The following is a 26,329-nucleotide window of genomic DNA, read 5'->3' on the forward strand; positions in this document are numbered from 1 at the left end:
GTGTAGCGCAGCGAAACCCAACGCCGCGATGGTTTTATCCGCTAATACCTCAACCTGATTGACTATCTGAATCAACCCATATATATGTCGGCACAGATTCCCAGAAGTAGGTTGGGTGTAGCGCAGCGAAACCCAACGCCGCGATGGTTTTATCAACCAGTCAAATTGACAGGGGGTTGAGTTACTAATAGGTGAACCTGATTGACTATCTGAATCAACCCATATATATGTCGGCACAGATTCCCAGAAGTAGGTTGGGTGTAGCGCAGCGAAACCCAACGCCGCGATGGTTTTATCAACCAGTTAAATTGACAGGGGGGTTGAGTTACTAATAGGTGAACCTGATTGACTATCTGAATCAACCCATATATATGTCGGCACAGATTCCCATTCTTTAATGGTAGGTCAAGTTCGGGGATTTGTCAAGGGGAAAACCTGGGATTTGGGGAGTGTTTTTGAGGATTGCCTAAACTGGTGATTGGTGATGGTTTAGTGAGGGAGTCGAGAAGGGGTTAGTTGATAGGGGATTAATTGATGTGGTGGGGTGGTTGTTCCCTGGTCGCCCAACTCCCATATATGTCGGCTGGTAGTGGCTCAAAATGAAAAGCGATCGCATTTCTTAACTTCATACGGATAACCCTGGGTATTTACCGGAAATTATACTTTACAAATATTGATCATTTTTCAGTTCTCAAAGAGCCAGAGTCAGTTAGAATGAAAGCTATCAATATCCGTTTCAAGACTTCACATTTTCTTAATATTTAGTTGATAGAGTTACTCAGAGGCTATCCAATTATCGGCAACTAATTTCCAGGTGATACCTATGAATAGTGAACCGCTCAGTTACAGTCAGCCAACAGAACCTACCACCAGGGAGGCGTTTAAGCCCAAGCTACTGGTGATTATCGATAGCGCCCTAGAGGATTACTCTCTGTTAGTAGCAGGAGTGATTCCCACCGCCCAGGTGCTAGTGTTAGATAGCCAGGGGAATGGAGTGCAACAAATTAGCGATATTCTAGCAACAGAAACCGAAATTGAACAACTGCATCTACTCTGCCACGGTTCTCCGGGATGTCTATATTTAGGCAATAGTATCGTCAACCTAGCTACCCTAGGAAAGTATACCCCGGAGTTCAAAAAATGGCGAAAAGCCTTGGGTGTTGGTAGCCAGGTGATTCTCTACGGATGCGAAGTAGCCGCCCAAAAAGTAGGGCGAAAATTCGTCAACACCCTGCACCAAGTTCTGGGTAGTAACTTAGCAGCTACCGATAGCTTAACCGGAAATAAGCAACGGGGTGGCAGTTGGAATTTAGGTGTCAATATTGGGGGGATATCTGCATCTCCAGTATTGTCTACAGAGGTGATGGCTACCTATAGTGGGGTACTCCATTACAATTTAGCTTGGGCACAAAGTATTGGGGGAGGTGATTGGTACTCTAGCAGTGGTATTGCCGTAGATAGTGCTGGGAATGTCTACGCTACAGGTAATTTTTCTGACAGCATAGATATCAACGGGGACGGCACTGCTGACCTGGTTTCGGCGGGAAACACGGATGCCTATATTGCCAAATTCAAGCGTGATGGTACTTTGGTTTGGGCAGAAAGTATTGGGGGAAGTGATTACAACTCTGGCAATGGTATCGCGGTAGATGGTGCTGGGAATGTCTATGCTACAGGTCGTTTCAGGGGCAGCATAGATATTAACGGGGACGGCACTGCTGACCTGGTTTCGGCGGGAAACACGGATGCCTATATTGCCAAATTCAAGCGTGATGGTACTTTGGTTTGGGCAGAAAGTATTGGGGGAAGTGATTACAACTCTGGCAATGGTATCGCGGTAGATGGTGCTGGGAATGTCTATGCTACAGGTAATTTTTCTGACAGCATAGATATCAACGGGGACGGCACTGCTGACCTGGTTTCGGCGGGAAACACGGATGCCTATATTGCCAAATTCAAGCGTGATGGTACCTTGGTTTGGGCAGAAAGTATTGGGGGAAGAAATTGGGACTCTGGCAATGGTATCGCCGTAGATGATGCTGGGAATGTCTATGCTACAGGTGATTTTTCTGGCCGCATAGATATCAACGGGGACGGCACTGCTGACTTGGTTTCGGCGGGACGGTGGGGGAATGCCTATATTGCCAAATTCAACGCTGATGGTACTTTGGTTTGGGCAGAAAGTATTGGGAACGGAAGTGATTATTTCGACTATGGCAATAGCATCGCCGTAGATAGTGCTGGGAATGTCTATGCTAAAGGTAGTTTCTCTGGCAGCATAGATATTAACGGGGACGGCACTGCTGACCTGGTTTCGGCGGGATGGGCGGAGGATACCTATATTGCCAAATTCAACCGTGATGGTGCTTTGGTTTGGGCACAAAGCATTGAGCTAAATAATTGGGGCGGACCCTTTAACATCGACCCTGGTATCGCCGTAGATGGTACTGGGAATGTCTACGCTACAGGTAGTTTCTCTGGCAGCATAGATATCAACGGGGACGGCACTGCTGACCTGGTTTCTGCGGGATGGGAAGAGGGTGCCTATATTGCCAAATTCAACGGTGATGGTACTTTGGTTTGGGCAGAAAGTATTGGGGAAAGAAATTGGGGCTCTGGCAATGGTATCGCCGTAGATGATGCTGGGAATGTCTATGCTAGAGGTGGTTTCTCTGGCCGCATAGATATTAACGGGGACGGTACTGCTGACCTGGTTTCTACCGGAAGTATGGGTACTTCTTATATCATTAAATTTGAGACCGCTGCGCCTGACTCAGTTGTTCCGATTCGAGGCACTGCTGGCAATGATACTTTAACCGGAACCCGCGATGCCGATTTGCTATTGGGATTAGACGGTCACGACACGATTAAGGGACTAGGTGGAGACGACACCCTGATGGGGGGCTTTGGTAATGATTATTTAGATGGAGGTCCGGGAAATGACAGCCTTGTTGGTGGTGGGGGTCGTGATACTTTAATCGGTGGTGCTGGTAACGACACCCTCAACGGTGGTGCGGGTCAAGATATTCTCACCGGTGGTCCTGGTGCTGATATCTTTGTGTTCGGGTTTGGGGAATCGAGGGTAATGCAGGCAAAGAGGAGGGTTTATCCTGACCATATTACAGATTTTGACATCGGTACTGATAAAATTGACCTACTGAAACAGGACGGGGAGGAAATGAATCCCCCCAGGAGATTGACCCGTGCTGCTAATAATAAGGGTCGCCGTCTACCGGCTGTGATTAATCAGGTATTTAAAGATGCCAATGGAGACCGAGAAGGCGACCAACCATTAGGAATTAACAGTGCTGCATTGGTGAGAGCAACTAATCGTCATATTCGCGGCACTTATCTGGTGATTAATGATAATGTTCCTGGTTTTCAGCCCCGGAATGATTTGGTGATAAATATCACTGGATATACGGGGGATTTACCAGGTTTCGGGGAGATTCCGGTTGAGGATTTCTTTGTAGTTTAATCCTGGGGAATTAAGTTCCTATTTATCAGGTGGGGTTGAAGGCTATTTGACCCCACTTATTTATGGTCTGAGAAATCCACTATATATGTCGGCACGGATTCCCATTCTTTAATGGTAGGTCAAGTTCGGGTATTTGTCAAGGGGAAAACCTAGGATTTTTGGGGTTTTAGGGAGTGTTTGGAAAAGTGCGATCGCCTTTATGCTCCCCAAACCTATATATATCTGCACAGTTTCCCAGAAGTAGGTTGGGTGTAGCGCAGCGAAACCCAACGCCACGATGGTTTTATCAACCAGTTAAATTGACAGGGGGTTGGGTTGCACCCAACCTACTATTGTTGATGGATTGACTATCTGAATAAACCCATATATATGTCGGCACAGTTTCCCAGAAGTAGGTTGGGTGTAGCGCAGCGAAACCCAACGCCACGATGGTTTTATCCAGCAGTTAAATTGACAGGGGGGTTGAGTTACTAATAGGTGAACCTGATTGACTATCTGAATAAACCCATATATATTTCGGCACAGATTCCCATTCTGTAATGGTAGGTCAATTTCCGGTATTTGTCAAGGGAAAAACCTGGAATTTTTAGAGTTTTAGGTAGTTCTGGGAAAGGGTGCGATCGCCTTTTTTTAACAATTCGTGTGGGAGATTATATGGGAAGCTAAGTATAATTGTCGTTAGCCATGTAAATACCAATCAGGTGTGCAATTCCCATGGCTCCATTGGAGAGGGGATACCCTAATGAACAATACTAGCGAAATGTCCGATATTGGCGAATCATCAGATTCTCCCCATCCCTTGCTGCCACTGACAGCAGCATTAACTCAGGTTAACCAGCAATTAACAGAGTTTCTCGCCTCGGCTAATTTTCAGGCAGATTTACAAACAGCTTTCGGTGCATCTACGGATGTGGAATTAGGTGCGACCATCATTGAGGCTTTCACTCAGGGAGACACACCAGAGATGATAGTGCTTTCGGCTACCTCGATGAATGGTGCTGATGGGGCTTTTGACTCAGTGACGGGTAGGGTGTATTTATCCGATGCCATCATTCACAGTGAGAAACTGGTGGATGTGATAACCGAGGAATTCGGGCATTATCTGGATTCTCAGCTAAACGAAATTGACTCCCCTGGAGATGAGGGAGAGTTATTTATGCGGTTAGTGAATGGGGAAGCGTTGAGTGAATCTGATATCACTGGGTTAAGGAATCAGAATGATTGGGGGTTAATCTGGGTAGAAGGAGAACCAGTAGCAGTACAGATGTCAGGGTCGCCAGAGTTCGCCTGGACGCGCCTGTTGGGAACCCGTTTGGATGATGAGGCTTATGCCCTGACCACTGGTAGGGATGGGTCTATTTATGTGGCGGGCTATACTGAAGGCAACCTAGACGGACAAACCTATAGTGGTGACGCTGATATCTTTATCACCAAGTACCAGCCTGATGGCACTAAAGACTGGACACGCCTGTTGGGAAGCCGTGATAGGGACGGGGCTAATGCCCTGACCACTGGTAGGGATGGGTCGATTTACGTGGCGGGCTATACTGGGGGCGACCTAGATGGGCAAACCAATAGTGGCTGGCAGGATGCCTTTATCACCAAGTTCCAGCCTGATGGCACTAAAGCCTGGACGCGCCTGTTGGGAAGCCGTGATTGGGACAGTGCTAATGCCCTGACCACCGGTAGTGATGGGTCGATTTATGTGGCGGGCTATACTGAAGGCAACCTAGATGGACAAACCAATAGTGGTGACGCTGATACCTTTATCACCAAGTTCCAGCCTGATGGCACTAAAGAGTGGACACGCCTGTTGGGAACCAGTGATAGGGACGGGGCTTATGCCCTGACCACCGGTAGTGATGGGTCGATTTATGTGGCGGGTGGGACTTTGGGCGACCTAGATGGACAAACCAATAGTGGTGTGTGGGATGCCTTTATCACCAAGTTCCAGCCTGATGGCACTAAAGACTGGACGCGCCTGTTGGGAACCAGTGACATTGACGTGGGTGATGCCCTGACCACAGGTAGGGATGGGTCGATTTATGTGGCGGGTTCGACTCAAGGCAACCTAGATAGACAAACCCATAGTGGTGATGCTGATGCCTTTATCACCAAGTTCCAGCCTGATGGCACTAAAGACTGGACGCGCCTGTTGGGAACCAGTAGTTGGGACGGGGCTTATGCCCTGACCACGGGTAGTGATGGGTCTATTTATGTGGCGGGCGAGACTTTTGGCAACCTAGATGGACAAACCCATAGTGGTGGTAGGGATGATGCCTTTATCGCCAAGTTCCAGTCCAATGGTAGTAAAGACTGGACGCGCCTGTTGGGAAGCAGTAATGGGGATGACATGGCTTATGCCCTGACCACGGGTAGGGATGGAGCAATTTATATGGCGGGCTATGCTGGGGGCGACCTAGGTGAACAAACCAATGGTAGTTGCCACTATAATGCCTTTATCGCCAAGTTGACAATAGATGGTGCTGAAACACCAGAACCCACACCGGAACCAGAAACAATTAGGGGTACTCGTGGCAATGATTTATTGCGAGGAACCCCTGATAATAACACCATCTATGGATTAGCAGGTAATGATACTTTAATCGGTGGAAAAGGTAATGACTTTTTAGATGGAGGTCTGGGAAATGACAGCCTCGTTGGTGGTGGGGGTCGTGATACTTTAATCGGTGGTGCTGGTAACGACACCCTTAACGGTGGTCCTGGTGCTGATATCTTTGTGTTCGGGTTGGGAGAGTCGAGGGTAGCGGCTCCTGACCATATTACAGATTTTGACATCGGTACTGATAAAATTGACCTGCTGAACCGACGCGGACGGGATATCGGGGCTCCTGAGAATTTTACCCGCGCTCGAAATAGCAATGCTCCTAACCTGCGAAGGCTGGTTAATCAGGTATTTGGTAATGCTGATGGCGGACAAGCCGGACGACAGCGATTAGAACCTAATAGTGCTGCATTGGTCAGGGCGACCCATGGGGATATTCGCGGCACTTATCTGGTGATTAATGATAATGTTCCTGGTTTTCAGCCCCGGAATGATTTGGTGATAAATATCACTGGATATACGGGGGATTTACCAGGTTTCGGGGAGATTCCGGTTGAGGATTTCTTTGTAGTTTAATTCTGGGGAATTAAGTTCCTATTTATCAGGTGGGGTTGAAGGCTATTTGACCCCACTTATTTATGGTCTGAGAAATCCACTATATATGTCGGCACGGATTCCCATTCTTTAATGGTAGGTCAAGTTCGGGTATTTGTCAAAGGGAAAACCTGAGATTTTGGGAGTTTTTTTAAGGATGGCTAAAACGGGTGATTTGGGGAGGGTTGGGTGAGGGGGTAGAGAAGGGGTTGATTGATAGGGTTGGGTTGCACCCAACCTACTATTGTTGATGGATTGACTATCTGAATCAACCCATATATATGTCGGCACGGATTCCCATTCTTTAATGGTAGGTCAAGCTCCGGTATTTGTCAAGAGAAAAACTGAGATTTTTAGAATGTTTTTAGGATTGCCTAAACTGTTGATTGGGGGCGGGTTGATGGAGTTCTGGGAAAGGGTGCGATCGCATTTTTTCAACAAGTCCGGTGGGAGGTTATATGGGGAGCCAAGTATAATTGTCGTGAGCCATGTAAATACCAATCAGGTATGAAATCTTCATGGCTCCATTGGAGGGGATATCCTAATGAACAATACTAGCGAAATATTCCATATTTTTGAATCATCAGATTCTCAGAATTTCATGCCCCCACTGGGATTAAGTGGGGTAGAAGGAGACCCAGTAGCAGTACAGATGTCCGCGCCGCCAGAGTTCGGGTGGACGCGCCTTTTGGGAACCAGTGAGGAGGACAAGGCTAATGCCCTGACCACCGGTAGTGATGGCTCGATTTATGTGGCGGGCTATACTTATGGCGACCTAGGCGGACAAACCAATAGTGGTCTTTATGATGCCTTTATCACCAGGTTCCAGCCTGATGGCACTAAAGCCTGGACGCGCCTGTTGGGAACCAGTCATTTGGACCGGGCATCAGCCCTGACCACTGGCCTTGATGGCTCGATTTATGTGGCCGGCACGACTGGGGGCGACCTAGATGGACAAACCAATAATGCTGAGTTTGAGGCCTTTATCAGTAGGTTCCAACCTGATGGCACTAAAGAATGGACGCGCCTGTTGGGAAGCAGTAGTTTTGACGGGGCTCATGCCCTGACCACCGGTAGTGATGGCTCGATTTATGTGGCCGGCTATACTGCGGGCGACCTAGATGTACAAACCAATAGTGGTGAGCGCGATGCCTTTATCAGCAGGTTTCAGCCTGATGGCACTCAAGACTGGACGCGCCTGTTGGGAACCAGTGGTTGGGACGGGGCTAATGCCCTGACCACCGGTAGTGATGGGTCTATTTATGTGGCCGGCTATACTTATGGCGACCTAGATGGACAAACCAATAGTGGTCTTTCTGATGCCTTTATCAGTAGGTTCCAGCCTGATGGCACTCAAGACTGGACGCGCCTGTTGGGAACCAGTGGTAGGGGCGTGGCTCATGCCCTGACCACCGCTGGTGATGGCTCGATTTATGTGGCGGGCTGGACTTGGGGCAACCTAGACGGACAAACCCATAGTGGTAGGGAAGATGCCTTTATCAGCAGGTTCCAGCCTGATGGCACTCAAGACTGGACTCGCCTGTTGGGAACCCCTAGGACTGACCGGGCATCAGCCCTGACCACCGGTAGTGATGGCTCGATTTATGTGGCCGGCTATACTGCGGGCGACCTAGATGGACAAACCAATAGTAGTGGTGCTAATGCCTTTATCAGCAGGTTCCAGCCTGATGGCACTAAAGACTGGACGCGCCTGTTGGGAACCCATAGGACTGAGGAGGCATCAGCCCTGACCACGGGTAGTGATGGGTCGATTTATGTGGCGGGCTGGACTTCGGGCGACCTAGATGGACAAACCAATAATGGTGGGTTAGATGCCTTTATCAGTAGGTTGATAGTAGATGGTACTGACACACCGGGGAGACCAGAAATTCATCAAGTCATTAATTTCGAGAGTTTCCCGCCTCAAATTACGGGAGTTTTGCCAGGGGAGAATCAAGGCTCGATTACTCAACCTGTGCCTAATCAATGGTTTGGTAGTGACCAGAATGATGTAATTATCGGGACGGCATCTGATGAAACTTTGCTGGGTTTTCAAGGTGATGATTTGCTCCAGGTTTCCCAGGGAAATAATACTCTCTTTGGTGGTCAGGGTAATGATATCCTAGTTGCTGGGGAGGGGGATGATATGCTATTGGGAAATAAGGATGATGATATCCTATTTGGAGGCGACGGTAATGATTCTATTTATGGTGGTCAGGGGAATGATACGTTGGTAGCAGGTAATGGTAATCAGATTTTGTTTGGAGACGAGGGTAATGATATCCTATTTGGAGGTGCAAAAGGTGCGGATACTCTGGTGGGAGGGGAGGGAAATGATACTTTGGTGATGCTTCCGGGAGAAGGTTACAGCATAGTAACTGACTTTCAGGTAAATCAGGATATGGTGGTTTTGCTGGGTAGCCCTGATGACTATGAAATTGGGTCAATACCCAACGGATTTAATGATGGTACTGCTATTTATGAAGCGGGTTCTGACCAACTTGTGGGTATCCTGGAAGGGGTTACTAATGTGAGTTTAGAAGATGATAATATCTTCGGTTGGGCGTAGGTGATGGTTGGGCGGCTTTCGGTTTAGCTACTTGGTTATGAGATGGGCTGTAAAATGCGATCGCCTTTATGCTCCCCAAACCCATATATATGTCTTCACAGTTTCCCAGAAGTAGGTTGGGTGTAGCGCAGCGAAACCCAACGCCACCATGGTTTTCCCCACCAGTCAAATTGACAGGGGGTTGAGTTGCACCCAACCTACTATTGTTGATGGATTGACTATCTGAATAAACCCATATATATGTCTTCACAGTTTCCCAGAAGTAGGTTGGGTGTAGCGCAGCGAAACCCAACGCCACCATGGTTTTCCCCACCAGTCAAATTGACAGGGGGTTGGGTTGCACCCAACCTACTATTGTTGATGGATTGACTATCTGAATAAACCCATATATATGTCTTCACAGTTTCCCAGAAGTAGGTTGGGTGTAGCGCAGCGAAACCCAACGCCACCATGGTTTTCCCCACCAGTCAAATTGACAGGGGGTTGGGTTGCACCCAACCTACTATTGTTGATGGATTGACTATCTGAATAAACCCATATATATGTCTTCACAGTTTCCCATAAGTAGGTTGGGTGTAGCGCAGCGAAACCCAACGCCACCATGGTTTTCCCCACCAGTCAAATTGACAGGGGGTTGTGTTGCACCCAACCTACTATTGTTGATGGATTGACTATCTGAATAAACCCATATATATGTCTTCACAGTTTCCCAGAAGTAGGTTGGGTGTAGCGCAGCGAAACCCAACGCCACCATGGTTTTCCCCACCAGTCAAATTGACAGGGGGTTGGGTTGCACCCAACCTACTATTGTTGATGGATTGACTATCTGAATAAACCCATATATATGTCTTCACAGTTTCCCAGAAGTAGGTTGGGTGTAGCGCAGCGAAACCCAACGCCACCATGGTTTTCCCCACCAGTCAAATTGACAGGGGGTTGGGTTGCACCCAACCTACTATTGTTGATGGATTGACTATCTGAATAAACCCATATATATGTCTTCACAGTTTCCCAGAAGTAGGTTGGGTGTAGCGCAGCGAAACCCAACGCCACCATGGTTTTCCCCACCAGTCAAATTGACAGGGGGTTGGGTTGCACCCAACCTACTATTGTTGATGGATTGACTATCTGAATAAACCCATATATATGTCTTCACAGTTTCCCATAAGTAGGTTGGGTGTAGCGCAGCGAAACCCAACGCCACCATGGTTTTCCCCACCAGTCAAATTGACAGGGGGTTGTGTTGCACCCAACCTACTATTGTTGATGGATTGACTATCTGAATAAACCCATATATATGTCTTCACAGTTTCCCAGAAGTAGGTTGGGTGTAGCGCAGCGAAACCCAACGCCACCATGGTTTTCCCCACCAGTCAAATTGACAGGGGGTTGGGTTGCACCCAACCTACTATTGTTGATGGATTGACTATCTGAATAAACCCATATATATGTCTTCACAGTTTCCCAGAAGTAGGTTGGGTGTAGCGCAGCGAAACCCAACGCCACGATGGTTTTCCCCACCAGTCAAATTGACAGGGGGTTGGGTTGCACCCAACCTACTATTGTTGATGGATTGACTATCTGAATAAACCCATATATATGTCTTCACAGTTTCCCAGAAGTAGAAGTAGGTTGGGTGTAGCGCAGCGAAACCCAACGCCACGATGGTTTTCCCCACCAGTCAAATTGACAGGGGGTTGGGTTGCACCCAACCTACTATTGTTGATGGATTGACTATCTGAATAAACCCATATATATGTCTTCACAGTTTCCCAGAAGTAGGTTGGGTGTAGCGCAGCGAAACCCAACGCCACCATGGTTTTCCCCACCAGTCAAATTGACAGGGGGTTGGGTTGCACCCAACCTACTATTGTTGATGGATTGACTATCTGAATAAACCCATATATATGTCTTCACAGTTTCCCAGAAGTAGGTTGGGTGTAGCGCAGCGAAACCCAACGCCACCATGGTTTTCCCCACCAGTCAAATTGACAGGGGGTTGGGTTGCACCCAACCTACTATTGTTGATGGATTGACTATCTGAATAAACCCATATATATGTCTTCACAGTTTCCCAGAAGTAGGTTGGGTGTAGCGCAGCGAAACCCAACGCCACGATGGTTTTCCCCACCAGTCAAATTGACAGGGGGTTGGGTTGCACCCAACCTACTATTGTTGATGGATTGACTATCTGAATAAACCCATATATATGTCTTCACAGTTTCCCAGAAGTAGGTTGGGTGTAGCGCAGCGAAACCCAACGCCACCATGGTTTTCCCCACCAGTCAAATTGACAGGGGGTTGGGTTGCACCCAACCTACTATTGTTGATGGATTGACTATCTGAATAAACCCATATATATGTCTTCACAGTTTCCCATAAGTAGGTTGGGTGTAGCGCAGCGAAACCCAACGCCACCATGGTTTTCCCCACCAGTCAAATTGACAGGGGGTTGGGTTGCACCCAACTACTATTGTTGATGGATTGACTATCTGAATAAACCCATATATATGTCGGCACAGATTCCCATTCTTTAATGGTAGGTCAATTTGGGGGATTTGTCAAGGGGAAAACCTGGGATTTTGGGAGTTTTTTTAAGGATGGCTGAAACAGGTGATTTGGGGCGGGTTGGGTGAGGGGGTAGAGAAGGGGTTGATTGATAGGGTTGGGTTGCACCCAACCTACTATTGTTGATGGTATGATGGCGCTAATTGCTGAGATTCAAATCAATATGAAAATTATCACCCTAGAACCAGTTGAGCTGATTTCGGTTGATGCCATTATCGGCAAAATCACCGATTATTTATTATCCCTAAATCAACAGTACGATCGCCTTCTGATTATCTGTGAAGATGTCACCCGTTCCACACCTATTAACCTATTTTTCCCCCAATTATTAAGGTTTCTGCACAGACATTCATCCCCGGAGATTTCCGTAATATTTGCCTTGGGAACTCATCGACCGATGACCGAGACAGAAATGCTCAATAAATTGGGAATATCCCCTAGGGAAGCTGAAAATATTAACCTGTTAAATCATCATGCCTTTGATGATAGTCATTTAGTCGAAATTGGCGTAATTGATGGGGTCACTGTCAAGTTAAATAGGGTGATGATTAATCAGGATGTCGTGATGTGTTTTGGGAGTGTATTTCCTCATCGAGTTGTGGGATTTTCTGGGGGGACAAAATATCTTTGTCCGGGAATTGCTAATCAAGCCATAATTGATTACACCCACTGGAAAAGTAATCTGTTCCCTACGGAAGAAATTATGGCAAAAGTGGATAATCCCATTAGGGATATATTAGCGCAAGTGGGGGAGTTAGCTACTCAAGCATTTCCGGCTACTTTGGTTTCGGTTAACTTTGTTACCCTTCCCACTGGTATTGTTGATGTGTTTGTGGGTGATTTACAATCTTCCTATCGTCAGGCGGCCGCACTTAGTGCTAAATTGTTTTTAAAAACTGTTGAACCCTGCGATAAATTGCTGGCTATTGTGGATGATAAAAGTGCGGATTTTTGGCAGGCTGCTAAAGCGGTTTATAACTGTGCAGATATTGTCAGAGATGGGGGAATTTTGGTGGTGAGAGGAAGGTTAGCTGAGGGGATTTCTGCCACCCACGGCGATATTATTAATCAATTCGGTTATGCTATTCCTGAACAGGTGAAAAAATGGGTTAATTCGGGAGAGTTAAATAATCCCCTAGTGGCTAGTCATTTAATTCGGGTGGGTCAGCATTTACAGCGAATTAAGGTATTTTTAGCATCAGAATATATTGATGAGAAAATGTGCGATCGCATTAATTTAGGTTATCGCGACCCAGCCAGTTTAGAAACCTCAGAATTTGATGCTATTGTTTACCATGCTACCGATTTAATTTTAAGGCGAAAATAGCCATAACCACATAGGTATTGTCATTAATAAACCCACCGAACCTAAAGCCACCGTAGCTACGGATAAATCCTTATCCAGACCATAGGCGATCGCATAAATTACCGTAGCAATAGAAGGCGGCATAGCCATTTGGAGAACAATCGCTAATCTGGGTAAACCTGTCACTCCAAAAAACATCAAACCTGTACCTACTACCAAGGGAACCACAATCATTTTAATGGCTAGACAAATCAAGGCTTGGCTGAATTTTTGCAGTTTCCCTAATTGGCTAAGTTGAATGCCAATCATAATAATAGCTAAGGTAACAATAGACCAAGCCGAAGTTCTTAAAGCATTTTCTGCCAGGTCTGGAAGGGGAACATGGCGGAAAAAAAAGCCAAACCCAAAACTCCATAAAGCCGGATTTCCAAAAATAATTTGTAGTGGATTTTTACGACGTTGTGCTAGGGGATTATTCCCATAATTAGCCGAAATCATATAGCCGATGCCGTGGAGTCCGGGACTGGTGGCGAGGGTGTTATAAAGAACCGCCCATAAAAAGTATTCAGGACCAATTAAAGACAGGACTACAGGAAACCCTAAATAAGAGGTATTTCCTACCATCATAGCTAGTAAAAAACTGCCTTGGGTTGGTTGAGTCCAGGCGGTTTCTGGGATGGGTTGATCTGGTTTTACATGGCGGGGGTCAACCATACCTGAAGCTATGGCTTTAATGCGTTCATCACTGATTTCTAATTCCATCCAAAAACGCGCAAAAATTGCCCCAACCAATATGGCAACCCATCCAGCAATAGGGGAAATCCAAATATATCCAGAGATATCAACTCCCCGCATAAAGGCAATGATGCCGAGGGGAACACCAATCCAATAGAGAAACTGGCCTAAATACTTAGATGTACTAGCGGGGAGTTTTTTACCGAGTATAAATCCTAGTAAAGCCCAGCCAATTAAATTGATGTATAATCTAACAATTGGATTTTCTAATATAGTTAAAATCATGACAGGTTAATGCTAGAATAGACTGGATTTGACTGGTTGACAAGGGAAATGCGAAAGGTTCTGATTACGGGTGCGGCTGGACAAATTGGCCGATCGCTTCGAGAATTGTTAGCTGGCTGTTATCAATTCCGATGTTTGGATCTTAAACCGATTTCTGATGCTGATGAGGTCATCATAGCGGATATTGCTGATTTTGAGGCGGTCTCCCAGGCTATGGAGGGGGTTGATGGGGTAATTCATCTGGCGAGTAACCCAGACGTACAACAGCCTTGGGAAGATGTCTATCAGGGGGGAATTGCGGGAACTTATAATGTGTTTGAGGCGGCGAGACGAGTGGGGATAAAGCAGTTAATTTATGCTAGTAGTAATCATGTTTCCGGGTGGCGAGAAGTGATTGGGGAGTCGGATATCACCCCGGAAATGGTGGTGAGACCTGATTCTTTATATGGGGTTGGTAAGGCTTTTGGGGAGGCGTTGGCGCAGTTTTTTGTAGACCAATATGGGATGTCGATTATTTGCTTGCGGATTGGTTCGTTTTTGCCATATCCTAATAGCGATCGCAGTTGGAAAACTTGGTGTAGTCCCAGAGATTTGGCGCAATTGGTGCAAAAATCCCTAGATCATCAAGATTTGGGTTTTCAGATTTTTTATGGGGTTTCTAACAATACTAATCGGATTTGGGACATTGAAAATGCCCGCCAATTAATCGACTATCAGCCCCAAGACAATGCCGAATTAAACAGGAATACTAACTCCTAAATTTCCCCATTATATCAGAAATTAATCAATGTTTAAAAAAAGGTTTCTCAGATTTTTAAATCAGTTTAAAGACGAGAATTTTTTAGGGATGATTCACTGGGTAGAGAATTGCGTCTCTAAAATTTTGTCGGTGGCTTTAATTTTGGTGATCATCGTTTCTCTGGTTGATTTGATTCGGGTGTTGTTGACGGATTTATTTACCTCCAAACCAACCGGGTTTTTTGATGCCACTTTAATCGAGATTTTTGGGCTATTCTTGAATATTTTAATTGCTTTGGAGTTGTTGGAAAATATCACGGCTTATTTAAAAAAGCATATTGTTCAAGTTGAGTTAGTCGTGGTGACAGCTTTAATTGCTGTCTCCCGAAAGATTATCATTTTTGACACCAATAAATATCAAAAAATAGATGTGGTGGCTTTGGCAGGTGCGAGTTTAGCTTTGGCTGCGAGTTATTGGTTAATTCGGACTATGAATGAAGATATTGCCATCAAAAATAAAAGGTTTAACAAGTCTCGAAAATCTCGCCCCGATGATGAGGAAGACCAGGAACATGATTAACATTAATTTAATCGAAATTCGACAGTTGGTTAAAATTCAGTAACCATCCATTTTTATATATCTTAATATCTGTTAAGATAACTTCACTAAATAATTAGGGATAATCCCCAGCAGCTATCGTATCCAGTCAACTGATCAAATGTTGATAATCTTAATAGATTCCGTGGTAAAATTGGATACAGTTATGAGATAAGTTTCCACAATAGTTGTAGGTAGTATTTTACCATGCAAACACGCCAAGAATTTATTAAGTATGGTCTCCTATTCTTATTATCATTAGGGGTAGTGACCTGTAACACCTCCCCATCGTCTGTGGGTTCTGGTGCTAGGGATAGGACATTTAGGGTTTGGTGGCAACAGGGGTTTTATCCAGAAGAAACTCAAGAAATCGAGAGATTAGTAAGGGAGTGGGAAAATGAGACCGGAAATCGGGTAGAATTGACGTTCTACAGTGATGGAGATATGCTGACAGAAACCCAGAATGCGATCGCTGCAGTTAATCTTCCCGACCTGTTGTTTAGCACGGGCAAAGTCGAAACCTTAATACCTAGTTTAGCGTGGGATAATCAACTGGTTGATCTATCCGATATAATTAATCCTCTGCGAAGCATTTACGATCCGCAAGCCCTAGAATCGGTAGCATACAAAAACGCCGAAACTGGACAAACCGGAAAATATGCAGCCCCCCTCAGCCAGCAAACTATTCATATTCACTACTGGAAACCCCTAGTAGCACAAGCGGGATTTAGTAGCGATCGCATTCCTCAAGACTGGGAGGGATTTTGGCAATTTTGGAAAGACATTCAAGACGAATTACGTTCCCAGGGTCAGCAAAATATCTATGCCTTTGGTTTCCCCATGTCCCCCGCCGCCAGTGATACCTACTTCACCTTTGAGCAATTTTTAACAGCCCACAATGTACAATTAATTAGCCCCACAGGAAAACTGCAAGTTAGGGAACCCCGGGTGCGTCAAGGCTTGATTAACGCCCTGACCGAATACACCAACCTTTATAAAGATGGCTATGTTCCCCCTAGTGCCATCGACTGGGCAAATCCTGATAATAACATCTCTTTCCTGAGTCGAAATTCAATTTTAACCGCTAATCCATCCCTATCAATTCCCGGTTCCCAGCGTCAGGATACCCAGACCTATTTTCAAGATTTAGTCACCATAGACTGGCCCAACACACTAAATGGCGATCGCCTTAATTCCGTTTCCAGTGTCAAAATGGTTGTTATATTTAAAGAGTCCCCCAATCACGAACAAGCCAAAAGTCTACTATCCTATCTAATTCAACCAGAGAACTTAGGTTCCTATCTTCAGGGTGCCCAAGGACGCTATTTTCCGGTAATGCCAAAACTATTAGAAGATCCATTTTGGACAAATCCCGAAGATCCGCATATTTCAGCGTCTGTTCAGCAATATCAGCAAGCTAGGCCATTTGCACAATCATTTAATCCGGCTTATTCTCAAGTGCTATCGGATAATATTTGGGGTCAGGTTATCCGTGCTATTGTAGCTGATGGTATCTCACCAGAACAGGCAGCGGATCGGGCGATCGCTGAAATTGAGGCTATTTTCACCAAGTGGGAGCAATAATAGTCCACAGCCCACCATGCTAACCCAAATCAGGTTATAGCGAGAGGTAAACAGATGAAACTCCTCAATCAAAGCCTACTGTCAAAATTGGTGGGTTACTTTTTCTTACTGTCCGGTGTCACCGTTGGGCTGGTTAGCTTTACTGTTAACATTCGCGCGCGGGAGTCCCTGCAACAATCAGTTTTTGAGAGATTGCAGGTAGCTACTTCCCTCAAAGCCCATCAGGTCAACAAATGGGCAGAAACTCAACGGCGAGAAACCCTAGCCACCGCTAGTAACTTAACCGTCAGGACTCAAGCCGCAATTCTGGTAGACCCCAACGCCACAGAAGCCCAAAAATCTCAAGCTCAAGAGATAATCAACCAAGAATTAACTCAAATCCTCGCCCTCAAGCCCGAAATTGATCGCATTTCTCTACTGACCACCGCTGGAATTATCATCTATTCTACTGACCCCACCACTATCGGAAACTATCAACCGCTAGGCAATACTACCACCTATTTTGAAAGTATAGAGTCAGGCGATCGAGTCCGTCCTAATTTTTACACCTCCACCAAAACTGGGCGACCCATGGTCACCCTAGCCTCCCCGGTTTTTAGTCCTAGGTCTTCCACTAGCGCCACCCTGGATATACCAGAGTCAGATAATATCATTGCTATTCAAACCCTGTTGGCTAACGGAGGCTTTTATAATGGTTCCATTGACAATATATGGGGCGTGGAAACCGAAACAGCCATCCAAGACGCTCAAAATGCCTATGGACTGCCAGTAACTGGACAACCCGATCGCGCCACCCTCCAACAATTAGTGCAATCAACCAACAATATTAATTTAACCCCAGAAAATCAACGTATAGCTGTCATTGCCATAGATTTAAACCTGAATAGTATCGATGAAATTATCCGAAAAAGGGCGGGTTTGGGAAACAGTGGCGAAACTTATTTAGTCGGTCGTTTAGAAAGCCAAAGCGCTTTGATTTCTAGTCACCAAATCGGAGAAGAAAAACTGATCCAAGCTGTTAGCAGTCCCGGAATTGATGCAGCTTTGCGGGGAGAAACCGGAGAGGGTATTTATCGCAATTATGATGGTATTCCCGTGATTGGGGTATATACCTGGTTGGAAGAGCAAAATTTGGCTTTGATTGCCGAAATGGAACAAAAAGAAGCCTTTGCTCCCGCTAATCGCCTCGCTAAAGATATCTTGTTGCTAGGGTTGACTTCTATCAGTTTACTGTTGATTGCTGTATATCTGTTAACTCGCAAAATTACTCAACCTATTCTGGCAATTACTGAGACTGCTTTAAAGGTTTCTGATGGCAATTTTGACTGTCAAGCACCCGTTTTAACTCAAGACGAAATTGGGATTTTGGCTCGGACTTTTAATCAGATGATTACTGACATTAAAGAGTTTAATCAACAGTTATCTGATGCTAATAAATATTTAGAAGAGAGGGTGAAAATGGCTACCGTTGAACTTCAGGAAACTTTGGCTAATCTGACTTCAATTATTGACCACATTGCTGATGGATTGTTAGTTACTGATGCTGAAGGTAAAATTACTCGCACTAATCCGGCTTTGGCTAATTTGTTTGCTTTGGGAGATTTAGATATACGGGGTAAATTGTGCAGCGAAGCCTTTAGTGGGGATGTGCTGAATTTGCTTTTGCAGTCTAAGGCTCAACCTCTGGATGCTTTCCAAGGGGAAGTCAAATTAGAAGGCGATCGCATTGGTCAAGCCGTCGCTAAGGGTGTACTTAAACAGGTATCTTCCCCATCAGGTTCAGAAGAATTAATATATATTGGTTCAGTGGTATTATTTAGGGATATTACCGCTGAAAAAGAAATAGATCGGATGAAAACTGATTTTATCTCCACCGTATCCCACGAATTAAGAACACCTTTAACCTCTGTTTTGGGGTTTGCTAAATTGATTCAGAAAAAACTGGATGATGTGATTTTACCCTTCATTAAAACTGATGACACAAAAATCAATAGAGCCGTTAATCAAGTCGCTAGTAATGTAGATATTATTGTTTCAGAAGGCATACGATTAACCAATCTAATTAATGATGTGCTTGATATTGCCAAAATGGAAGCTGGTAAGACCGAATGGCATATAGAACCCTTATCTATCAAAACCGTAGTAGAACGAGCCATATCTGCCACTACTTCTTTATTTAATAACAAGCCAATTAAATTAATTGTAAATATGCCGGACAATCTCCCCGATATTATGGGAGACAATGATAAATTAATGCAGGTTTTTATTAACTTAATTTCTAATGCTGTAAAATTCACAGAAACAGGCAATGTAACATTAAAATTAATGGCGGTCAAGTCCGCGATTAAAGTGTCCGTAAAAGACACAGGTTGTGGTATTGATGCTGCTGATAGAGAACAGGTTTTCGAGAAGTTTAAACAGGTAGGTAATACCCTAACTAATAAACCGCAAGGAACTGGTTTAGGCTTGCCAATTTGCCAAGAAATTATCCAGCATCACGGCGGGTCGATTTGGGTAGAAAGTCAGGTGGGAGTGGGTAGTACCTTCTATTTTACCTTGCCTTTACCTGATGACCAAGATATCCAAAACGCTGTTAAAACTCTTGATTTGCAATCTTTAATTAATCACCTAACTAATGAAAAACATCAGGATAATCAGTCCATAGGAGAACATAAAAAGACTATTTTAATCGTGGATGATGACCCAAGTATTAGAGAGTTATTGCGTCAAGAATTAGATGCGGAAGGCTATAATGTCCGCTTGGCGAAAGATGGTCGAGAAGCCATTAGTCAAATTAAACAAAATCCACCAGATTTAGTAATTCTTGATATTATTATGCCGGAGATTAATGGTTTTGATGTGGCGGCTATTTTAAAACATGACCCGGAAACTCAGCATATTCCTATTTTGGTTGTCTCCGCTGATGACTCAGTTAGTCGTGGCTATCAGGTAGGGGTTGATAAATACCTAACTAAGCCAGTGGCTCAAGAAACTTTATTACAAGAAGTTAAATCTTTGTTTGCTCGTGGAGAGTCTCCTAAACGGGTGTTAATTGTCGATCGCGATATTTCCACCCTTGAGATTTTAAATGAAGTCCTAAAAACTCAAGGTTATATTGTATCTCAGACTCAAACACAGGAAGAGTTTTTACCTCAAATTCGAGCCATAAAACCAGATTTGGTGATTGCTAATGCTGAATTTTCCAAAAAGTATAATTTGGTTAGTAGTTTGAAGTTTGAAAAAGAACTAGCTAATATATTTCTATTTTTGTTAGAAGACTCCTGTGGCAACCATGAAGATTAAACTTAAACAAATTTTGCGTTTTCCTGAGATTGCCTCAATTATCGATGAAATTCTTAAGTTAAATAGTGGCTCAATTTCTATTTTTGACCACGAGGGTAATTGTCTATTGGGTGACCTTCAAGCACTCCATACAGAAACTTATCCGATTTTACTTCATAATCAATCTATTGGTTGGGTCGAAGGCGATAAAGAAGCCGCTACAGTGGCTTCTCTACTGACTTATTTAGTTAATCGAGAATGGGAACGCAAAACTTTGGCTCATGAAACCTTGGAAAGGTATAAGGAAATTAATCTACTTTACCGAATTTCGGAAAAATTGAGTGCGGTTTTGGATCATAAATCTTTGGCTTTACTGATTTTACAAGAAGCTATGCAAGCTATTCGAGCTACTGGGGGTTTTGTGATTAATTGTCATCAGGATGATGAACAAAATCAACAGTGTGAAATGATTGTAGTTGCTGGGGAATGTTCTCAACTTAGTTATCCCTTATCCGAGAAAATTTCCGAGGCTATTTTTGATTTTTTACAGCCGGAAATTATCAATAATCTCGCCTATGATTTTCGCTTGGCGTTCATGGCTTCCCAAATATCGGCTCTTTTGTTTTCGCCTCTCAAACATCAAAACCGGATTATCGGTTTTATTGTGCTATTTAGCACTAAACCTGTCTCCTATAACGCTAGTGATTTAAAATTATTGACAGCGATCGCATCTCAGGCTGCTAATGCTATTGAAAATATCCGATTTCATGAATATCGATTGCAAGAAGAACGCATTAAAAGTAACTTGGAAAGATATATGTCACCTCAGTTAGTCCAGGCTGTGATTAACTCCAAAGATGAAAATTTGCTGAAAAACTGCCGCAAAAATTTAGTTATTTTATTTGCTGATATCCGTGATTTTACCACCAAGTGCGAAGAATTGCCACCGGAAAAAATTGTCGAATATTTGAATATTTATTTTGAAGAGATGGTTAATGTCATTTTTGAACATGGGGGGACTGTCAATAAGTTTGTCGGAGATATGATCGTTTGTATGTTTGGCGCTCCCGCTAGTTTGACTAATTGTGAACAACGAGCCATAGAAGCCGCCATTGGAATGCAAAATCGCTTACAACACATCCCTAATCATTGGATTCGAGACAATTTTCATACCGGAATTGGTATTAGTTCCGGTGAGGTAGTGGTCGGGAATATTGGCTCACCCCATCATGTTGATTATACGGCGATCGGAGATCAGGTTAATGTGGCCTCTCGGTTACAATCTTTGGCCAAGGGTAGACAAATACTGGTAGGACGTAGTATATATAATGCAACACAAAATGATTTCTCTTTTAAAGAGGTGGGTATTGTTAAGCTCAAGGGTAAAAAAAATAAGATAGAAGTCTTTGAAGTGTTATATTGAATGGTTTAGGGAAAAACTGATGTCACTAAGTATTTTAATTGTAGATGATGAACCTCATATCAGACTCTTGCTTCAACAAACTTTGGAAGAACTAGAAGATGAGGGTGTGGAGTTATTAATCGCTGATAACGGTGAAGCGGCGATCGCCATTATCAAACAACAAAAGCCGGATTTGATTTTTCTGGATGTGATGATGCCGAAAATGAATGGTTTTGATGTCTGTAACGCCGTCAAAAATGAACTGGGATTATCTGATGTTTTTGTGATTATGCTCACTGCTAAAGGTCAGGAATTTGATAAACAACAGGGTGAAAAGGTGGGAGCCAATTTGTATATGACTAAGCCTTTTGATCCCGATGAAGTCCTAGAAAAGTCCCTGGAAATCCTCGGGATGTCTTAACTGCTAATCAGGCGCATTTTAGCGCCTAACCCCCAACTCAAAAAAATTCGATCCTGACTTCCTCTTAACTACCTAAGTTAAGAGTTTGTTTGATTTCATCAATGCAATTATCAGGGTTCACAATGGTTAAGCCTCGTAGTGTAGTCAGGTCTCTTGTTTGTTGTGTATCTGCTTGTAATAATACCATCATCGACGATTCTTTCGGTAATTCTAGAGAATTTCTATGAGCCTCATAGATACTGATAGTGGGGTTATAATTTTTACCTGATTTGCATTCAACCCAGAGAACTTGCTGGTTCACCCAAAACAGAAAATCTAACTCAAATACATTTCCATTTGCAAATTCTAGCTTAGGATTGATTAAGCATTGATAGCTGAGGTCATACTCATTAAAGAAATTGGTGATTTTTCGGTAAATAAACCTCTCAAACCACATACCATTAAAGAAATTGATAATTGGTCCTTGGGGGTCAACTTTACCGGAAATGGTTTTACTACTTTTATTATAGTGATAGGTTGACAGAAAGCTGAGACGACTTAGCCTATTACATAATTGTGTCGATTGCGATATCTCGGCTTGACTACTATTAGATAAGTTGAGATGAAAAGGACTTTTGCTACAAATACTCTGGACGATCGCCTGATGTAATCTACTTAAATCTTGGTAGTTATTACCAATGATATCAGCTAGTTGATTGAGGACATCATCAGAGGAACTGGGTTGATTACTACTGTTAACTGTAATCTCCAGTTGTTGTAGCCAGTTAATTAACTCGGTCGGTTCTTGGCTTGTTTCTACTGGTTTAGGTGAAGGAATCTTAGGTTCTAATACCTGTAACACCCTTTCTAATTGGGATGAAATTTGAGACAGACGGTTAATTTCGTTTTTGACCGATTCGTGTAACTGTTCCAAGTCTTGTTTGAGAGGGAGTAAGTCTGAAGCATTGCCGTTTATTTCCGGTGCGGTAAGAGTCCGAGGTGAGTTGACTTCTAAGGCGATTACATTCTCATTCTTCTTCTGCTCAACTTCGACTCGATAAACTAATTTCCAACGACCTTCATTGGTCTTATAGATTTTTATGGAGTTAATACACTGTAAGTTAAACTTGCTGGCTTCAACATACTTATAAACAGCATCCCCTACGGTTTTTCCTCCCAGGCGAGAAGATTCTAAAAATAACTTAATATCTCCTTGATCACAGTCAAACCTTACCCGAATACCTTTCGATTCTAGTTTGTTTTGAATTAATGTAGCGATCGCATTAATATCTCCCTGTTTGGCTAGGTCTAAAACCGAGAAAGCCGTACTCATTCTAAGAGTCCTCGTTAATTGAGCCATTAGCAACAACTGTCTACTGTTGCCAGTAAATTCATTTTAAGCCGCATACTATAAACTAGACAATGTGGAAATTACGGAAAATTCCCTGGTCAAATCTGCTTATACTCACCTAACCATCCGTACAAATACTGATTTATATTGCTACAGTATTGATAATTAATTATTAGTCATTGTCGCCAAAACTTAAATATTATTAAAGGTTTGAATTACCTCAATCTCAGCTTTGTTAAGCTAAAATCATCAATAGGAGTCAGAAATTCTCCCAATTAGCAAAGATTAATGGCAACCCGGATCAAAAATTATGGCTTCCGAAAACCAAGTAAAACAATATCTAGCCCACTGGTTTCAGTTAGGCAAAAAGGTTGTCCTGAATAATGGCAGCCAAACTCAACTACCATTAAGGATTATTGCAGGCGATCGCTATAGCCAAGAATTCGAGGAGTGCTGGGAACAAATTTTAAGTCCAGAGTCTGGCGACTGCTACCTAGAGGGAACCAATGAGACCATAGCACAACTACTGACACCCGAATGGGAAATCATCGACTGTGCTAGGTGTGCAATGCCTATTCCGGTCCGCATTCACGGTATGCCAACACCCTGCTGTCCCTGTTTTGACCTCAAAGATTGGCCTAACTCCGACTCACCTCCTCCCAGACTTCCGGTCAACAGTCTTTGTCACTTGCTTAATCTATGTCATAGACTGAAGCGAGAGTCAATCCAACAGCCTTAGAACTTTAGCTGAAAATTTGTTAAGATAGTTTACAATCACAATCAGACCCTAACCAAGATTTACATGACAGCTAAACCAGTGTTGCCTACATTGTCCGAGGCTGACTCCAATTCACTAACACCGAAAGCACTCGAAACCGAGGCCATTGATGTGAACTTCTCGGAAACTATAAATACACAAGCGAATTCCGAGGAAGTCTTATTGCGTTATGACCCCGAAGCGATCGCCAATCATTATCGTTCGCGGATTTTTGAGGTTTGGGGTCGCCTGTTGTCAATTATCTGGAAACTCGGATTTTGGTATTGGGGAATTTGGAGCGATCGCCGATTTGCTAGGGGCGATCGTAATCAGCGCAAACGAGCCATTCAACTGCGAAACCTGCTGACCGAACTCGGTCCAGCTTTCATCAAAATCGGACAAGCCTTATCAACCCGTCCTGATTTAGTAGCGCCACTATATCTTGAAGAATTAACCAAACTCCAGGACCAATTACCCCCCTTCCCCAACGAAGTAGCCTATAAGTTTATTGAAGAAGAATTAGGCGATCGGCCAGAAAACATCTATGCTGAACTTAGCTCCGACCCCCTCGCCGCCGCCTCCCTAGGACAAGTCTATAAAGGCAAACTGAAAACAGGTGAAACCGTAGCCGTTAAAGTTCAGCGTCCTGACCTATGCGAAAGAATAGGACTAGATATTTATATTCTCAGAACGTTGGCAATTTGGGCGAATAATAACCTGAAATTTATTCGCAGCGACTTAGTAGCGATTATGGATGAGTTGGGGAGTCGCATCTATGAAGAAATGGACTACAACCAAGAAGGTCGTAATGCGGAACGCTTCCAAGAACTCTACGGACATTTAAAAGATATTTATGTACCCCGTATCTATTGGGAATATACCGGACGGCGGGTGTTAACAATGGAGTGGGTAACGGGAACCAAACTCACCAATTTAGAAGAAATTGCCGCCCAAGGAATTGATGCTCGTTATTTAATTGAAGTGGGGGTACAATGTTCCCTCCGTCAACTCCTAGAACATGGATTTTTTCATGCTGACCCTCACCCAGGTAACTTGCTGGCTAGTCCAGATGGAAAGTTAGTTTATCTCGATTTCGGGATGATGAGCGAGGTTAAACCCTATCAGCGTTATGGTCTACTAGAAGCGGTGGTGCATTTAGTTAATCGGGATTTTGAAGGTTTAGCACATGATTATGTAAAGCTAGAGTTTTTGAGTCCTGACACAGACCTAACCCCGATTATCCCAGCTTTAGGGGAGGTGTTTAACAATGCTTTGGGTGCTAGTGTAGCCGAGTTGAATTTTAAAAGCATTACTGATGAACTTTCGGCTTTGATGTATGAGTACCCGTTTAAGGTGCCGGCTTATTATGCGTTAATTATCCGATCGCTGGTAACTTTAGAAGGAATTGCGATTAATGTTGACCCCAATTTTAAAGTTCTCAGCAAAGCCTATCCCTATGTAGCGAAACGCTTATTAAGTGACCCAGCGCCAGAGTTACGAACTTCTCTGCGCCTATTACTATTTAAAGATGGTTCCTTCCGGTGGAATCGTTTGGAAAATTTGCTCAAAAATGCTAAAAATAGCGATGATTACGATATTAATCAGGTTCTCGATCAGACTTTAGATTTTATTTTCTCGGAAAGAGGAGAGTTTATCCGAGAAAATCTGGCGCGGGAATTGGTTAATAATATTGATTTGGCTTCCCAAAGTGCGATCGCTAAAGCACAAAGGACTATTGCTCAATGGATGGGGGTAAAAACTCAGCCACCAGTCCAGTCAGTATCAGAAACTGATCGTAAAAATCTTGATCATGTTCAGCGGATTATTGCTATTCTTCAGGAAACTAAGGGTTTTGACCCTATGTTATTAGTACAGCGGGTTCCGAACTTGTTAGGAAAACCGGAAGTGCGAGATTTGAGTCAGCAGGTCGCCGGGGATTTAGCACAAAGAGCGATCGCTCGTCTCCTTCGAGAGATGTTAGCCTCGGATGAATCTAACCCTTCATCCCAAAACGGACATTCGCCTAAACCTGCTGAGGTTAAACCTTTCCCACAATTATCTCTCCCCGCCGCCTTTCGGTTTGATAATTGATAATTAATTAACCCGCCCTATTATC

General features: G+C 43.9%; 15 protein-coding genes. 13 read left to right on the plus strand and 2 right to left on the minus strand.

What is annotated here, in order from left to right:
- Positions 1-823 precede the first annotated feature (823 nt).
- The 5 genes from N39L_RS11230 to N39L_RS11250 all read left to right on the plus strand — a co-directional run bounded on the left by N39L_RS11230 (position 824) and on the right by N39L_RS11250 (position 13,102).
- A complete protein-coding gene (locus N39L_RS11230) occupies positions 824-3,478 on the plus strand; it encodes a DUF4347 domain-containing protein (protein WP_014275246.1) in 2,655 nt (884 codons plus the stop codon).
- A 742-nt stretch (positions 3,479-4,220) separates the two neighbouring features.
- Positions 4,221-6,620, plus strand: coding sequence for an SBBP repeat-containing protein (locus tag N39L_RS11235; RefSeq protein ID WP_014275248.1), 2,400 nt, complete (start codon positions 4,221-4,223; stop codon positions 6,618-6,620).
- A 325-nt stretch (positions 6,621-6,945) separates the two neighbouring features.
- Positions 6,946-7,149: a hypothetical protein gene (locus N39L_RS11240; protein WP_014275249.1), complete on the plus strand. Its 204-nt coding sequence runs from the start codon at positions 6,946-6,948 to the stop codon at positions 7,147-7,149.
- Between the two features lie 33 nt (positions 7,150-7,182).
- A complete protein-coding gene (locus tag N39L_RS11245) occupies positions 7,183-9,207 on the plus strand; it encodes an SBBP repeat-containing protein (protein ID WP_014275250.1) in 2,025 nt (674 codons plus the stop codon).
- 2,665 nt (positions 9,208-11,872) lie between these two features.
- Positions 11,873-13,102 (plus strand): lactate racemase domain-containing protein, encoded by a 1,230-nt coding sequence (locus tag N39L_RS11250; RefSeq protein WP_014275251.1) that lies wholly within the window; start codon positions 11,873-11,875, stop codon positions 13,100-13,102.
- Here N39L_RS11250 and N39L_RS11255 read toward each other — a convergent pair.
- Positions 13,088-14,101, minus strand: a complete 1,014-nt coding sequence (locus N39L_RS11255; RefSeq protein ID WP_014275252.1) for an AEC family transporter — start codon at positions 14,099-14,101, stop codon at positions 13,088-13,090. The two genes, N39L_RS11250 and N39L_RS11255, sit on opposite strands and share 15 nt — an antisense overlap.
- A gap of 48 nt (positions 14,102-14,149) precedes the next feature.
- Here N39L_RS11255 and N39L_RS11260 point away from each other — a divergent pair, with 48 nt between their 5' ends.
- The 6 genes from N39L_RS11260 (at position 14,150) to N39L_RS11285 (ending at position 22,126) form a co-directional block, all read left to right on the plus strand.
- Complete coding sequence (locus N39L_RS11260; RefSeq protein ID WP_006620126.1) at positions 14,150-14,860, plus strand: NAD-dependent epimerase/dehydratase family protein; 711 nt, start codon at positions 14,150-14,152, stop codon at positions 14,858-14,860.
- Positions 14,861-14,888: 28 nt separating this feature from the next.
- Entirely contained in the window at positions 14,889-15,419 is a 531-nt protein-coding gene (locus tag N39L_RS11265; RefSeq protein ID WP_006620127.1) for a phosphate-starvation-inducible PsiE family protein, read from the plus strand.
- Between the two features lie 225 nt (positions 15,420-15,644).
- Positions 15,645-17,021 carry an ABC transporter substrate-binding protein gene (locus N39L_RS11270; RefSeq protein WP_006620128.1) on the plus strand — a complete coding sequence of 459 codons (1,377 nt, stop codon included), beginning with the start codon at positions 15,645-15,647 and terminating at the stop codon, positions 17,019-17,021.
- 54 nt (positions 17,022-17,075) lie between these two features.
- Positions 17,076-20,324 (plus strand): response regulator, encoded by a 3,249-nt coding sequence (locus N39L_RS11275; protein WP_006620129.1) that lies wholly within the window; start codon positions 17,076-17,078, stop codon positions 20,322-20,324.
- Positions 20,314-21,726 (plus strand): adenylate/guanylate cyclase domain-containing protein, encoded by a 1,413-nt coding sequence (locus N39L_RS11280; protein WP_006620130.1) that lies wholly within the window; start codon positions 20,314-20,316, stop codon positions 21,724-21,726. Before N39L_RS11275 ends, N39L_RS11280 begins: the two co-directional genes overlap by 11 nt.
- A gap of 19 nt (positions 21,727-21,745) precedes the next feature.
- The gene (locus tag N39L_RS11285; RefSeq protein ID WP_006620131.1) at positions 21,746-22,126 is read left to right on the plus strand and encodes a response regulator transcription factor; all 381 of its coding nucleotides are present in this window, start codon (positions 21,746-21,748) and stop codon (positions 22,124-22,126) included.
- A gap of 64 nt (positions 22,127-22,190) precedes the next feature.
- On the opposite strand, the gene N39L_RS11290 is transcribed toward N39L_RS11285, so the two are convergent.
- Positions 22,191-23,438: a hypothetical protein gene (locus N39L_RS11290; protein WP_006620132.1), complete on the minus strand. Its 1,248-nt coding sequence runs from the start codon at positions 23,436-23,438 to the stop codon at positions 22,191-22,193.
- 328 nt (positions 23,439-23,766) lie between these two features.
- Between N39L_RS11290 and N39L_RS11295 the strand changes: the two genes are divergently transcribed.
- Together N39L_RS11295 and N39L_RS11300 are read left to right on the plus strand one after the other, a co-directional pair.
- Positions 23,767-24,195 carry a hypothetical protein gene (locus N39L_RS11295; RefSeq protein ID WP_006620133.1) on the plus strand — a complete coding sequence of 143 codons (429 nt, stop codon included), beginning with the start codon at positions 23,767-23,769 and terminating at the stop codon, positions 24,193-24,195.
- Between the two features lie 63 nt (positions 24,196-24,258).
- Positions 24,259-26,304, plus strand: a complete 2,046-nt coding sequence (locus N39L_RS11300) for an ABC1 kinase family protein (RefSeq protein ID WP_006620134.1) — start codon at positions 24,259-24,261, stop codon at positions 26,302-26,304.
- The last annotated feature ends 25 nt before the right edge of the window (positions 26,305-26,329 follow it).

It is taken from the genome of Limnospira platensis NIES-39 (assembly GCF_026000695.1).
Classification (GTDB): domain Bacteria; phylum Cyanobacteriota; class Cyanobacteriia; order Cyanobacteriales; family Microcoleaceae; genus Limnospira; species Limnospira platensis.